A 14318-nucleotide genomic window follows, 5' to 3' on the forward strand; every position below is an offset into this window, starting at 1 on the left:
GAAAAAAACTAGTAGGAGGAATTCATATGTTACAAGAATTTAAAGTTAAACCAATGTTTAAAAACCAATATCATGAAGGCAATCAGTTTACATTAAAGTTTAAAGATAATATCTATCAAGGGATTTTTAAAAACAGAGAAATTATGTGGTTTTATCCCGTTCCCCACCGTAAGTATGAAAAAAAGGTGGTTCAGAAGATTGAATTGAAGGTTAATGAGTTGATGACAAGCCAAGCATATCATGGCCTTAAAGTAAAACCACTGTTTGAAGATCAATTTCATGAACGTCATCAGTTTACACTAAACATTGAAGAGGATTATTATCAAGGGATTTATTATAAGGGAAAAATTCAGTGGTTTCATCCTCAACCTAACACTAAACTCGAAGAAAAGGACCTGCGGGATCTAGAAGATAGGATTTATAACATGATGACGAACCACTTAACACAATAATTGTTAAAAACTATTAGATTATTGTATATGACATACATTTCTAGTTAACATAATCGCCAATTTTCAGGAAGTAAGAATCTAAAAATCCCTTGGTCTCCAAGGGGTTAACGTCTTTCGTTTTAAACTTAAAGTCATTACAAGCATAATTCTATTAGTGGTTTTGAACGTTTCTGTAATTAATATGCCCAATTTCTCAACACTAAAATGGAAAAATTGAGCTTTGTACAGATGCAACATTATGGTAATTAATATAATGAAATTCCGAAAACTTAAGTGTCAACCATTTTTTTGTTTCATCATTATTATTAACTAAAAATTGTGTGTTAGTTTTCCTATCCCTTGCCTGTGTAGCATATTCAAATCGAAAGTTCCCTATATTACCATACTAAAATGATGGATTATTCATTGGTGTAATAGAATTTGTTCCTGTTGCTGAAAGACAATCTATACAGAAGCTAAAATGAATGGAATTGAGGAAACAGATAAAATTATTCGATTTAATAAAGGTATCCAATGTAATGTGAAATTTAGAAACCGGGCTAGCAAAAGGTAATTTGAGAATACTGTCATTTATAAATAGGGTTTGAATTGTATATTAGAATGAGAAAACTATTACAAATAAACGAAAGAACAACGAATAAAATTCAATAATCAAGGTAAATTACATTTATTACATCAATCAAAATAAGAGATGTTAAAATTATGCCAGCAAAAAAAATGTTTTATTCATTTTTTATGTCTTTTCTCGTTTTGTCCTTAGTAGCTTGTTCTTCTACTTCACCCGATGTGCCTCAAGAATGATGCTGCAAAGATCTAAAGGTGTGTTTCGTTGTAAAAGGGTTTACTTAATTTAATAGTTGATTATAAACTAAATTTATAGAACAATTTTAAAAACATAAGTTTGTGAAAAATTGCACTTAAACTAACGGGTGCAAGAGTTTATGAACCAGCTGCTATTTTTGGCAGTTTTTTCTTTATTCAACTAAAGCGGTTGGGTGGTTAAAAAAGGAATTAATTTATTTTACATTTTGTATTCAGAAAAATTTTTTAAAAAAACTATGATGCTTGTCCAATCAAATCTTGTCGAAAAAATATATATACATAGAGAAAATTTTTCCTTCCTAAAATCGGATACAGAGGCTGTAGCTTTATATTGGTCTTAGTGAGTTGTAATTTATTTCATCTTTTGTGTGAGGCAACTATTAACTTGAAAAAATCTGGTTAGTTTTAGGGTAAATCGTTCCTTTTTTCTCATTTACTTCTGAAATGGAAGGAGGTTGAACTTATGCCTCGCTTTTAAGATGAATTCGAAAGAAGGAGACACGAATTTGAAGAAGACTTTGACGACGACTTCGAGGATGAATTCGAAGTCGACTTTTTTGATGATTTTAATGATGCCTTCTTTGATGGCTTCTTTGACGACTTCGAGGGAACAAGAAGAAGAAGAAGACGGGAAGCCAAAACAGGAAAAAGAAGAAGAAGAAGAAGAGAATATTAATAAGGAACTTTAAACAGTGTTTCAAAGAGCCCACAGGCTCTTTTTTTTTGGAAGGCTTTTTTTGTATTGATTGTTGGTATTGTAATAATTTCTTTATCATTTAATCCTGAAACATAATCGTCTTTTTTGAACTGTTCGTTTTTTCAGTAGCACTGGGTTTATAATCATTTTTTTAACTCAACACAAAAATAATACTGTATACGGATTTGATGTGTATTTCGTTCTATTATAAAAGGGCAGTTGTGCTGATGCGTTTGACCAAGCCATTATATAAATAAAGAATATTATACTTTGAAGGAACAAATTAAGGAGGATTTTTGAATGGAAAATAGACGAAGAAATAATACAAATGTTGATATCGATACAGATATTGACAATCGATTAAGAAATCGATCCGAATCAGAGGCCGAGGCAGACGTACGAAACGTTGATAAAAATACCAATGTAGCTCGTGCAACAATAACGAACTCAGGTAATTCAAGGGTAGATGTTCGTTTAAACAGCAGAAGTAATGCGAGAGTTAGATCTGACCAAGAACAAGAAAACGACCAGGATCAAGACTTTGATATTGATATTAATGTTGAAGACGGACGTAGACGTAGATAATTTGAGGAAAGTTTTTATCTTTTTATAATGGGATGGAGTTTTTTAACTTCATCCTTTTATAATCCAGGTGAAAAATGTAATTAAGGGGTGCTTTCGCATGAATAACGGGCACTGCCTTTTTCTTATTTTACTAAAGTTGCATGATTATTCAATTAGATCGTAAAAAATAGGATGATCTTTATGGAAAAGTAAATTTCCTAAATAACGAGATTCTTCATAATTACTGATAGGTTCAAAGTTACGGCTATTAGTACTTTGGATTAGAAAATTTTATTTAGGTCTATATTTCATTAACCCAGACAAGCCTTCCATCTTCTTCATAAGTTATAGTGAGAAAATAACGAAAGGAGGGGAAAATATGTCCACTTGTCAAAGACTTGCAGATATTATCGGTGGTGAAGTTATTTCAGCTGCTCCTGTTTGTACAATTATGCGTCTTCGTGATATTCAAGCAACTATTTTAGGTCGTCGTACTCGTTCTCCATTAGCACTTCCATTCATGTTGTCCTTTGAAAATAATGGTCTTAACCTAGGTGAAACTGTACTCCTTTAAAGAGAGGTTAACCCAATGCTCGATGCATTACGAAGAAGAGGGCTTATCGTAACAGCATTTCATAACCACTGGCTGTTTGAAGAACCACGGTTAATGTATATGCATTGGGAGAATGCGGGAATGGATCCGTTTGAGTTTGCTAGAAGAAGTTTTGAAGCTGCGAGAGAAGCCGGCCTTGCCTTTTTCTAATGGCTAGTCAATTATTTTTTTTGATCTTCCATTGAAGGTCTTTTTCTTGAACTAAAGGGTGTGATGCTTTAATTATGAATTATCCCTTATTCTTACTAAGGTAACGGGGCAGGATCTTTTCACTTGTTCTTGATATTTAGGATAATCTTCTTGAGGTAACTTGTCTATGTAATCTGAAACGTCTAGTAGGTCTTTGTAAATTAATGGTGCTGTCCAATTTTGTATACAATGCTGATTTAGTAGTAACATTATGCGGGAATGCTGCCGATCATTGTCTAGTTACACCTCCACATGTAAAACGCGTACAATGGGGATTTGATGATCCAGCCAAAACTGAAGGAACAGAAGAGGAAAAGTGGGCGTTCTTCCAAGGGGTACGTTATGAAATTGGTGAAAGAATCAAACGTTTTCAGAAACTGGAGAATAAGATAACTAAATAACCAAGAGTTTTCTCTTGGTTTTCCTAGCTTCACTTGTTATACGAGCTCTAAGTCCCAACCAGCCTCTATCATGTTTCTATAAGTAGGGGGCGAACCGTTTAGCTGACGGGGTCAAGGTCCTACTGGCAGTTACATTTTACCCTGGCTACTGTTATAAAAAGACCATATAAAAAATGGTCAACCAGAAATATCTGGTGACCTCATAATACGAACGTGGCAGTTTACTTTTAATAAGGAGAATGTCATTAGGAAAAATACCTGTAAAGTTAATTAATAAATTAAAACCTTGCCTTCAAATGACAAAGTTTTTTAATACAAAAATAAGTAACCCCACCATGATTCCTGTTAAGGGGTCTAGACATGGAGTGAATAATCAGTGTTCCAATAATACCAATGAATGTCCAAACGCTGACCCATGCATCAGAAAGATTATCCTTTGTAGCTGCCATGACAGATTGACTATTAATGTCTCTAAACAAAAAAACGTTGATTAATTCTAACCAACGTTTTTTCAATCATATAATTCAAAGAGAAATACCCAAACTTATTTTAATTTACTTATACAAACTACATTATTTTTGGTATCTAATAAATCTAACAGCATTTAAACCAATCATTTGGGCTGCTAATGCTGTATTACCGTCTGGTAATATAGGAGAGATGGAAAGATCTGCAACTTTCAGGTTTTCCGTACCAAATACATTCAGAAATCCATCCACAACTCCTTCTTCAATATTCCTTCCCATCCTGCATTGACCACCATAGTGATTTAATGCGTTATATGATGCCTTTGCAAAATTAGCAAGTTGAGCTCGCTTCTCAGTTTCATCCTTTAAGTTAAAAATATCCTCTGAAGGATAAACGACCCTATAAATCCCCTCTGGGTCTAACTTACGTGCCCTTTCAATGATATTAAAGGTCTCAATATAATAGTCAACCATATATGCTAAATCATCAGGGTTATCCAAGGGATTAAAGTCAACAGAAGGGTATGCTTCGGGATCGCTATGTGCTGCCATAATAGTCCCTTTACTTTTAGGATTAAGATCTACAATCCCAATACTCATTATATTGCTCGGTTTATTCTCGTTAAAATTCCAGTTGTTAATGAAGACATCTTGAACAGGAATAAATCGTGGAAATATGTTACCTAATAATTGAAGGCGGCGACCTTCCCGCTGTCCTGCTACATAATCCTTTTTAAAGGCACCTAATGGTATAGGTTGATCTGGATCAGATGACATAACCATTAATAGTCGAGTTGTCTCCACTTCTACCCCTATACCAACAGCATAATGTGTTTGAAAGTTGTAACCGACATTTGGACTTTCAACTAAGGTGTTTATACCAGCCTTAGCTAAATCAGAAGAATTACCAATTCCTGAACGTTGTAGTATAACGGATGAAAAATTCCCCGCTGAGACGATTATCCCTTTACGAGCAAAAGCTCTTTGTGATTTGCCGTTTCTAATAAATTCAACGCCCACAGCAATTTGGATTGCACCATTTTGTTCAAATAAAATTTTATTAACAGTGCTTTTTGCAATTACTCCCAGTCTTCTGCGACCAACTCCAAACTCATCAGGATCGAATTCATCGCCTTCAGTCACAATATATTTGTTTAAATATCCAGTTGCAGTAGAAGAACGAACAAACTTTTTTCTACCCACTTCTTTTTGAGTATATTGTGACTTAAAGAAGGTACAATCTCTTATCCCAGTATTATAATCTTCGACAATCGGGATTCTTAAGACATCGGATGTTGCTGTTGCTAAGATAGTAGTAAGCCCCTTTGTAGGAATCATTTGTTGTCTAATAAAGATGGGTCCATCGGTTCCTCTTTCGTTTTGGTCTTGTGTTTCACCCGTGTAGGTTTCATTTTCTATAAATAAATCGCGAACATTATTATAGCTCCATTGGGGTCCTGCAATATTAGCCCATTCATTATAAAGGTTGCTGCTCCCACGTACAGCGAGCATTGCGTTATGCTCAGAACTTCCTCCAATAACTCTTCCACCTGATAATAGGAGCTGACGTCCAATAGTTTGTTCTAATTTAGACAGGATATTGAAGGAGAATTTATTATCAGAGGATAAGGTAAGTGCAGTTCCACCATTAGGACTACTTAATTCTTCTGTCATATTTGTGCCTGGTTCAAGGACAAGCACAGATGTATATTTATCATCTGATAATTCTTTAGCAATTACCCCCCCAGCCGTTCCAGCACCGATTACAATATAATCAAAAGCGTTTTTTGCTGACATTTCATCTTTCCTCTCCAAAGCTATTAAAATACTATTCCCTTGTTCTCTTATAAATCTTATTAAAAAGAAGAGTGATACAATTAAACCACTTTCCATGGATAAGATTTTCAAGACGTCTTACCGCTTCTTCAAACTCTTCCACCGTCATTTGTTTAGTAGCAAGTAGCTAAGTTAGATTGGCAAACGCAATTGGTGTAGTATCCCCATGTACATTAACTTGCACATCTACATCAGAGTTGACACTTTGTCCAATCGTATTTATGTTTTCGCTTTTAATTCTTACGATATCTTCTTTGATAGCAAAAGGTTCGGAAGAGTTATTATTTTCTGAATTATACCAACCAGGAGAGAGGTACTTACTCTTGCCTGTGTTTTTTTCATTATTTCCATCTATCCTAATAACATGGCCCCACCATTTATTGTTAAATTAAAAATCTACATCTACATCATAATTTTGATCTTGATCGTTATCTTGATCTTGAACGTGCATTACTTCTACTATTTAAGTTAATATCTACACGGGAATTACCTGAGTTATTGATAGTTGCTCTAGCCACATTTGTGTTTTCTGTCAACATTGCGTACGTCCGCTTCTGCGTCTGACTCTGAACGATTACGAATATCGTTTTCAAAATCATTATTTCCATCATTCTCATCTGTGTTTGTGTTATTACGGCGGTTATTTTGTCTTCTTGACATTTTATTACCACCTTTTTTTAGAATTCAAAAGTGATAATTTGTTAGAATAGATGCTTAAAAGTCAACATCAACATTTGTGTCTTGATCTTGTTCATTATCTTGTTCTTGGTCCGATCTTACACGAGCATTGCTGTTGCTGTTTAATCGAACATCCACACGAGAATTTGCTGAGTTATTGATAGTAGCTCTTGCCACATTTGCGTTATTATCGGTGTTTTGTACTTCTGCATCTGCTTCTGATTCTGAAGTATTTCTCACTTCATTATCAAATTCATTATCAATATCCACATCAACATCGACATTTGTGTTCCTGTTCCTGTTCCTGTTCCCGTTGTTGTTAGTGTCATTGTTTTTTGCAGAACCTCTAAACACAGATTGGTTTCTTCGATTATCAAACTCTCTTTCCCTTTTCATTTAGACCAACACTTTTTCCTATTTCTCTTTAGCATTTTATTCTTTAATCGCCTCTCTAGATTGGACATGATGCCGAAGACAAACGCCCTTTTTGGGGTAAAAAAGACTATAGTTGGAATTATTTTTGAAGAAAATAGCTTAAGTAGAGAGGGAGTAATGGAGGGGGAAGTCATAACTAGTCACATCTACCTGGTTTTGTTAGTGTGGATTAGTTTAATCAGATGATAGTGCACCCAAATCGTTTGCTGCAATACCCGAATCTCTAACCAAACAATTATTTGATTTCTTCAAACAAACAGGTGTTTTGCTTTAGTAAGCAAGGCATTTTTCTTATTCTAGTAACGAGGCAGCAGTTTAGTTGAATAAGAAAAAACGCTTAAAATGTTTTGATACCATTTCACTATAAAAAACCAATTATTATAGACAGTTTTTTTTGTATTAAACGGGTAATTAACCTAGGACAAGTAACCATTCCATTTTTAAACTTAGGAATAAAATATTATCCAGTACAAATAAAGGAGGAAATATCAATGGCAAGAAACGAACGAAACAGAAATAATGTCGATACAAATGTTGATATCGATACAGATATCGATAATAGAGTAAGAAATCGTAGCGAATCAGAGGCTGAGGCAGATGTTCGCAACGTTGATAGAAATACCAATGAAGCTCGTGCAACAATAACAAACTCTGGTAATTCAAGAGTAGATATTGCACTAAACAGTAGAAGTAATTCGAGGGTTGCAGCTGAGCAAGAACAAGAGAATGATCAGGATCAAAATTTAAATGTTGATCTTGATATTGAAGAAAGACGCAGACGCAGACGTAGACGGAGAAATAGACGCAGAAATGAAGAATCATTTTAATTTTTAGTATGGTGGGGTTTTTAAAACCTCACCCTTTTGGACTAACGAAGCAGGTTAGTACAAGAAGAAAGAAGGACAATTATTTAAAAATAAAAAAGCTGATTCTAAAAAAGACTCAGCTTTTTTTGAAAAAATATCTAAAGACTATTGTAGGATATAACAAGTGTAAAAAAGTTAACATGGAGGAGGGTGGTGGCATATTTCCTTAGATTTAAAGTACTGTAACATAGTGACTGCATCAAAAAATTATTAAGATTGTTTAATTACTAGGACTTGTGTTGCCACTATATTTATGTGAATGAGGATGAGTGCCGCTTACAGTGGTTACTCCGTGAAATTTATGATAATGCCCTCCTTCAGGCAAGGGGACAGCAGGCCCTGTAACTCCTCTAATTTCATGTTTATGCCCGTCATTGAAGGAAGTAATCGTAAAATAATGATGTGTATGAGGTACTCCAGTAGGGGCTGGTTCGGTACTTCCTGCATATCGATGTTTATGTCCATCATTAATAGTGGTTACTCCTGAGAAATGATGTCTATGAACAGGTCTGCCATCCCATGAAGTAAGATATAAAACATGTGTATGTTCGGCATCTTGATTTGAACTAGATGATTCTACAATATAACCTGTAACCGATATTTCCATAAGTTTTTTCCACCTTTCTTTTTGAAACTTCAAAGATAACTAATTTCTAAATTTATGTTTCTTCACCAAAAAATATATGGTAAATTTTCGCATTTTAGACCAAGAATCCCAATATCTATGTACTAACTTGGCAGGTTAGTCGAAGAAGGAAATAACAACAAATTTGTCGAATTTTAAAATAATACATATTTATAAGGATTACATGAGTATTTTACAAAACGGCCAAATAATCCTTTGAAGAAGATGCAATCTCTAATTGCAATATGTAATAAGCTCATACGTATTCTGTTTACCATCGGTAAAAAGCAGTGTGAATTTAGTGAAGAACGTATGTTAAAGGACATTCCTCATATGGCTGTATTACAGGTAGCAGCCTAATTTATTTTTTGATTGAAATTATTTAGTAGGTTAATTGTTTTAAACATTTGAAGCACGGATTAGTCAGTAAAACAACTAAAATACGGGCAAGGACCCTGTCGGGCAGCATGACTGACATCCACCTCATGGAAAGGTTGGACGAAGGAATTTTGGAGCGAAGACTCTGTGAGATATGGGAGGGATGACCTCCATGAGAAATGTAGAGATCCACCAGTGCAACCATACTTTAACTAGTTATCCACTTTTTGGATAAGTGGGGTTTGGTAGCTATCAGTCGCTTTTTCACTTTGTCCCCAAAATTATCCTTGAATACACCATTATTCCATTCCTCAAATGAATATTAAAACAAACTACCACGTAATTTGAAGAAAATGAGAGAAATCGAGAGATTTTCCTTTCTTTATAGAGGGAGTTTAGTTGAAGAAACAAAAGCTAAACGTGATAAAATAATGAATAAAATTTTTTGCATAAGGGGAAAGGGTGAATAATTTTTGGAGATAATTTTTAATAAAATTCTCAAAGAAGAATTAACAATTAAAGAAATCCAAGAAGCATTCGAGACGGGAGTTTTAACTTCAAAAGAACTCGTAATGTACTACCTATACAGGATAGCTAAGTATGACCAAAGTGGATCAAAGTTGAATTCTATACTTGAGATAAATCCTGACGCAATCTTTATTGCAGAGGGTTTAGACCATGAAAGAAAAATAAAAGGAGCGAGAGGTCTACTTCACGGTATTCCTGTTTTGCTTAAAGACAATATCGAAACAAAAGATAAAATGCATACAAGTGCAGGAGCCTTAGCTTTAGAAAATCATTTGAGTACAAAAGATGCATTTTTAGTAGAAAAACTACGGGAAGCAGGAGCTGTTATTATTGGGAAGACTAATACGACCGAATTAGCGAATGGAATGTCTACAACGATGTGGGCAGGTTACAGTTCAAGAGGTGGTCAAACGCTAAATCCTTATGGTCCAGGTGAATTTTTTGTTGGGGGTTCTAGTTCAGGCTCGGCTGTGGCGGTTGCAGCCAATTTAACCATATTGTCCATCGGAACAGAAACTGACGCTTCCATTCTTAGTCCTGCCATTCAAAACTCGGTGGTGGGGATTAAACCAACAGTTGGTTTAATTAGCCGAAGTGGAATTATTCCTTTTACTTACACACAAGATACCCCAGGTCCTTTTGCAAGGACAGTTACTGACGCAGCTATTTTATTAGGGACTTTAACTGGTGTCGACCAGTTTGACCCAGCTACATATAAGAGTGAAGGTTTTACTTGTCAAGATTATACAGCCTTTTTAGATAAAGAAGGACTAAATGGTGCAAGAATTGGTATATTTAACAATGCTTCTGAAGATTATTACAGGGATTCAGGTGAGTACGATGAAGACATTTTTAAAAGTGCCATTCGGATAGTGAGAAGTAAAGGAGCAGAAGTTATCGAGCAACTTGATATTCCATCTTTTCACAGGGAATGGAGTTGGGGGGTTCCTATTTATGAAATGAAACATGCATTAGGAAATTACCTTTCCCAGCTTCCTTTTTATCTGCCTGTACATTCAGATACAGAATTAATTGAATTTAATACTAAGAATGAAGAAAAGACGTTAAAGTATGGGCAGAATATGCTAGATTATAGACAGGGATTACAACATAACACATTGGCGAATCCTGAATATTTAAATGCAAAACTTGAAGATTTATATTTTTCCCAAGTGCAAGGTATTGATTTTGCTTTAAAAGAGTATAATCTGGATGCAATATTGTTTCCTTCTTATATCGGTTCTACTATTAGTGCTAAAGCTGGCTATCCTTCCATCGCAGTCCCTGCAAGTTATATGGAAAATGGAAGACCTTTCGGAATAACTTTTGCTGGCGGTGCCTTTAGTGAAGGAACATTAATTAAGCTAGCGTATTCTTTTGAACAAATTACAAAATATAGAAAACCCCCACTCTTCAACTAAGGGGGAAAGAGTTAAACAAGGTGCTACAGCTGCAGCATTTTTTCTTATTCTGCTAACGAAGCAGTTTAGTTTAAGAGTGGTGTTTAACTTTTGTTCATCGATCGGACGATTTAATCGAATAAATTAATGCATAAACGATTACAACATAAAAAGCGAATTCCTTTTATCAAAGTTGCGGAAAACCAAGTCCCAGTACCCAAACACCTACTAATTTAGCTATATTAGGAAATTAAAATGGCACACCTTCAAGCGTTCCTATTTTTCCGGCAATAAAATTCTTCTCAGCCTTCGGATACCTTCTATACTCGCTGTAACAAAAGGTCCAGAAAAGTAAATATTTCATTTAATTTTTTCGCCACCTATAAAGGCAACAAGTGCATCATCGGATTCTAAAGCTAGGATAATTTGTTACCTAAAGATAAAAACGCTAAATCTCCGGTTAACAAAGATAATACTCCCCTTTATTGCAATTATTTTGTGCTTTCCTTCGAATTTTTACCATTAGCAATGATGTTACCCCCAATGTTAAGTTCCTTCACTTCTCCACCTTCTAATGCGTAACTTATAACACCATCACCGTGCGTAATAATGTCTCCATTAACGGTCAAACTTTCAACTTTGCCCCCTGATTTAATACTTACGGCATTTGCCGCAAGTTTCATGATTACGCCTTTAACTAGGGAGTTGCCAACAGAGCCATAGGTTGTGACATTTTCTTCAATAATCATATTTCCAATAGGCTTACTGACTTGTATTCCAATGGAACCATCCCCATAGGTTGTGATGGATTTAAATTTAATATTTTCTACTGTACCGTCATATTGGTTAAACCCTCTTGCTCCTAATCCATATGTAATAATATCCTGTGCCAAGAAATCTTTTACTGTTCCAAAATTCACAAATCCAATGCCGCTTGGTCCATAAGATATAACCTGACCATGGCTAATCCACTTTTCAACTTTTCCCCATGTATCCAGAACCATATCATTCACACCGTAAGTCACAATCTCGTCATGATGTTCAACTATTTTTGCTTCCACACCATACACAATGAATACTGCCGCGGTAATAATATTTGCTGTCCCATACGGCAGCATTCCATTTGAATAGACTGCACCTGTAGTCAGTGCTTCTAAATTAACCTTGCCACCTTCATCGCCAAAACCGCAAACAAAAATACCTGAGCCGAGTACAGGAGCATTTTTAATACCTATGGAGATGTTTGTTAATTTGCAATCGATTTGACTGTTTGGATTTGAATTAAAATTGTATACAGTCATTGCTCCTTGGTACACATTAACGCCATACTTTTGAGGTTGCTCACTGTGATGCCTCGAATCGCAAGAGGTAATATGGATGTTGTTCCCATAAAGATTAATCCTGTTCGTTCCTTGCCTAGAAATAATGGAAACCTGACCTGAAATATGTAAATTTTCAAGGACAAGATTCCCCATATCCGGAATGCCACACACCGTATAAATGGCTCGGTTTGATTGTTTTGTCATTACAGTTAGGTTTGAGATGGTATTGTTGCGAGTCACTCCAAAACCATCACTATTATTAAAGCTTACTATACATGATTCGATATTTTTTCCAGTTAAATGATAGCCTTCAGGCATAGTAATCGAATGAGGGGAAAGAATAGAACCTTGTACTTCTAAAACTTGTGGCACATTTTCAGAAATAGCATTCAATAGTTCTAATAATGTAGTTACCCTTGTTTTTTTCATATTTAACATTCACCCTTATGGTCGTTTTACTTGTCATAAAGTTATGTTGTACAATTTTTTAGAGTGGTATCCTTTCAATTCTCTTCGATCAAATGGGATTTGCTTCATCCTCCTTTCATTTCAGAAGTCTCTAGAACAAAGGGCAGATTAACTTAACCTAGCCCTTTGTTCTGTGCATTTTAGTAGCTCATGAAAGAAGTTCCGACAATGATCAGTAGAATGAACAACACAACGATTAACGCAAAAGCACTTCCCATTCCATCACCCATATATAGCACCCCCCAACTATTCTTATGTCAATTGACTTTGCTTAAAAAAATCCCAACTATTTTGCTTATTTAACATTAGCAAAAACTAGCAAGTACGATTATTAACAAAATGAACAATACAACGACTAATACAAAAGTACTGCCGCCATAGCCACCGTCATAGCCACCGTCGTATCCGTAACCGCCACATAAGCCCCACATATCATTACACCTCCTATTGGAATATCTGAAGGAAAAAACTCTCACTATGTATATATATTTCTTAAGACAAGGAGGGATTGGACAATTGTCATAAGTGATAGGACAAAATATGCGTTTTGATTAAACAATTTCTAAAAATAAAAAAGCGTCTGCAATACATGCAAACGCCTCTTCGGAGGTATTTCTAAATGCAAGATGTTGCTGCGGTGGTAGTTATAACATATGCACTCAGAATAAAACTGAATGGGACATGTGCTGATTATTAAAGCCAAGCCCCTAAAAAGGGCTTTTTTATTTTTATCTTTTGTACGCACAGGTACATACGAAGAAATAGTAAATAAAACCCACGATAAAATGAAATACATTGCCACAGTTACACAAGACCTCGGGTAACAGGAACTTATTTCAGTTGTGGATTTTCAATTAGGTGAGATGAATATTTTCTTTTATTTTTGCAAGAATTGTTTAGTTATAAAATCTCATATACAAGGAACATAAAAAATATTGGGTATTTTCGTAGATTAATGTAAGGCTGTTTCTGCAGCCTTTTTCCTGTTAAAAAATAAGTTTGTGAAAAAATGTACTTAAACTAACGGGTGCGATAGTTGAAGATCAACAGCTTCTTCGGCGGCTTTTTTCTTGTTCCACTAACGTTGCAGGATAGTTCAATAATCAAAATCACTTTTGTTATAATAAAAGCAAAATCTTAACTATTATTAGGAGATAAAAATGTTTAAAAAAATTAAGGCTTGGGCGAAAAATTTAAAACGACAGATATTTATTCTTTATTATGCTTATAAAGATGACCGAGTACCTTGGTATGCAAAAGTATTTACTGCTTGTGTTGTCGCTTATGCGTTCAGTCCGATTGATCTAATACCAGATTTCATACCCATTCTTGGCTATTTAGATGAGGTAATTCTTCTTCCGTTAGGGATAATGTTAGCATTGAAGATGATACCGAAAGATGTATTACCTGACTGTGAAGTTAAAGCAGAAGAACTGATGAGAAATGGTAAGCCGAAGAATTGGATAGGCGGTTTAATAATAATATTGATTTGGGTCGTAATTACGGTATGGGCTGTTATGAAAATTTATCCACTCTTCAGCTAACGGGTGCAAGAGTATAAGATTCAGCTACCATTT

The 14318-nt window shown here is 35.0% G+C and carries 15 protein-coding genes and 2 pseudogenes; 10 read left to right on the forward strand and 7 right to left on the reverse strand.

Features of this window, described 5'->3' with window-relative positions; genetic code table 11:
• Positions 1–26: 26 nt before the first annotated feature.
• From AC2TFD_RS13555 to AC2TFD_RS13580, 6 genes and pseudogenes are all read left to right on the forward strand, one after another.
• Positions 27–452 carry a DUF5342 family protein gene (locus tag AC2TFD_RS13555; protein WP_484675972.1) on the forward strand — a complete coding sequence of 142 codons (426 nt, stop codon included), beginning with the start codon at positions 27–29 and terminating at the stop codon, positions 450–452.
• Between the two features lie 1328 nt (positions 453–1780).
• On the forward strand, positions 1781–1963 hold the full coding sequence (locus AC2TFD_RS13560; RefSeq protein WP_484675973.1) for a hypothetical protein: 183 nt from the start codon (positions 1781–1783) through the stop codon (positions 1961–1963).
• A 308-nt stretch (positions 1964–2271) separates the two neighbouring features.
• Positions 2272–2556: a hypothetical protein gene (locus AC2TFD_RS13565; protein ID WP_484675974.1), complete on the forward strand. Its 285-nt coding sequence runs from the start codon at positions 2272–2274 to the stop codon at positions 2554–2556.
• A 358-nt stretch (positions 2557–2914) separates the two neighbouring features.
• Positions 2915–3109, forward strand: coding sequence for a hypothetical protein (locus AC2TFD_RS13570; RefSeq protein ID WP_484675975.1), 195 nt, complete (start codon positions 2915–2917; stop codon positions 3107–3109).
• Between the two features lie 15 nt (positions 3110–3124).
• The gene (locus AC2TFD_RS13575; protein ID WP_484675976.1) at positions 3125–3298 is read left to right on the forward strand and encodes a DUF1259 domain-containing protein; all 174 of its coding nucleotides are present in this window, start codon (positions 3125–3127) and stop codon (positions 3296–3298) included.
• A gap of 227 nt (positions 3299–3525) precedes the next feature.
• A pseudogene (locus tag AC2TFD_RS13580) lies at positions 3526–3735 on the forward strand (low molecular weight phosphatase family protein); the annotation flags it as partial.
• 575 nt (positions 3736–4310) lie between these two features.
• Here the strand turns inward: AC2TFD_RS13580 and AC2TFD_RS13585 are convergent.
• The 3 genes from AC2TFD_RS13585 to AC2TFD_RS13595 form a co-directional block, all read right to left on the reverse strand.
• Entirely contained in the window at positions 4311–6002 is a 1692-nt protein-coding gene (locus AC2TFD_RS13585; protein ID WP_484675977.1) for a GMC family oxidoreductase, read from the reverse strand.
• A gap of 549 nt (positions 6003–6551) precedes the next feature.
• On the reverse strand, positions 6552–6701 hold the full coding sequence (locus AC2TFD_RS13590; protein WP_484675978.1) for a hypothetical protein: 150 nt from the start codon (positions 6699–6701) through the stop codon (positions 6552–6554).
• A gap of 54 nt (positions 6702–6755) precedes the next feature.
• On the reverse strand, positions 6756–7115 hold the full coding sequence (locus AC2TFD_RS13595; protein WP_484675979.1) for a hypothetical protein: 360 nt from the start codon (positions 7113–7115) through the stop codon (positions 6756–6758).
• A 530-nt stretch (positions 7116–7645) separates the two neighbouring features.
• On the opposite strand from AC2TFD_RS13595, the gene AC2TFD_RS13600 reads away from it, so the two are divergent.
• Positions 7646–7981 carry a hypothetical protein gene (locus tag AC2TFD_RS13600; RefSeq protein WP_484675980.1) on the forward strand — a complete coding sequence of 112 codons (336 nt, stop codon included), beginning with the start codon at positions 7646–7648 and terminating at the stop codon, positions 7979–7981.
• Positions 7982–8240: 259 nt separating this feature from the next.
• On the opposite strand, the gene AC2TFD_RS13605 is transcribed toward AC2TFD_RS13600, so the two are convergent.
• Entirely contained in the window at positions 8241–8627 is a 387-nt protein-coding gene (locus AC2TFD_RS13605) for a YmaF family protein (RefSeq protein WP_484675981.1), read from the reverse strand.
• Between the two features lie 198 nt (positions 8628–8825).
• Between AC2TFD_RS13605 and AC2TFD_RS13610 the strand changes: the two are divergent.
• Positions 8826–9005, forward strand: a pseudogene (locus AC2TFD_RS13610) (IS110 family transposase); the annotation flags it as partial.
• Between the two features lie 491 nt (positions 9006–9496).
• Positions 9497–10972, forward strand: coding sequence for an amidase family protein (locus AC2TFD_RS13615; protein ID WP_484675982.1), 1476 nt, complete (start codon positions 9497–9499; stop codon positions 10970–10972).
• 470 nt (positions 10973–11442) lie between these two features.
• Here the strand turns inward: AC2TFD_RS13615 and AC2TFD_RS13620 are convergent, their stop codons facing one another.
• The 3 genes from AC2TFD_RS13620 to AC2TFD_RS13630 all read right to left on the reverse strand — a co-directional run bounded on the left by AC2TFD_RS13620 (position 11443) and on the right by AC2TFD_RS13630 (position 13172).
• Positions 11443–12702, reverse strand: a complete 1260-nt coding sequence (locus tag AC2TFD_RS13620; protein ID WP_484675983.1) for a hypothetical protein — start codon at positions 12700–12702, stop codon at positions 11443–11445.
• Positions 12703–12881: 179 nt separating this feature from the next.
• Complete coding sequence (locus AC2TFD_RS13625; RefSeq protein ID WP_484676310.1) at positions 12882–12959, reverse strand: YjcZ family sporulation protein; 78 nt, start codon at positions 12957–12959, stop codon at positions 12882–12884.
• An 87-nt stretch (positions 12960–13046) separates the two neighbouring features.
• Complete coding sequence (locus AC2TFD_RS13630; RefSeq protein WP_484675984.1) at positions 13047–13172, reverse strand: YjcZ family sporulation protein; 126 nt, start codon at positions 13170–13172, stop codon at positions 13047–13049.
• Between the two features lie 729 nt (positions 13173–13901).
• Between AC2TFD_RS13630 and AC2TFD_RS13635 the strand changes: the two genes are divergently transcribed.
• A complete protein-coding gene (locus AC2TFD_RS13635) occupies positions 13902–14285 on the forward strand; it encodes a YkvA family protein (protein ID WP_484675985.1) in 384 nt (127 codons plus the stop codon).
• The last annotated feature ends 33 nt before the right edge of the window (positions 14286–14318 follow it).

It is taken from the genome of Neobacillus sp. plas4 (genome assembly GCF_057221695.1).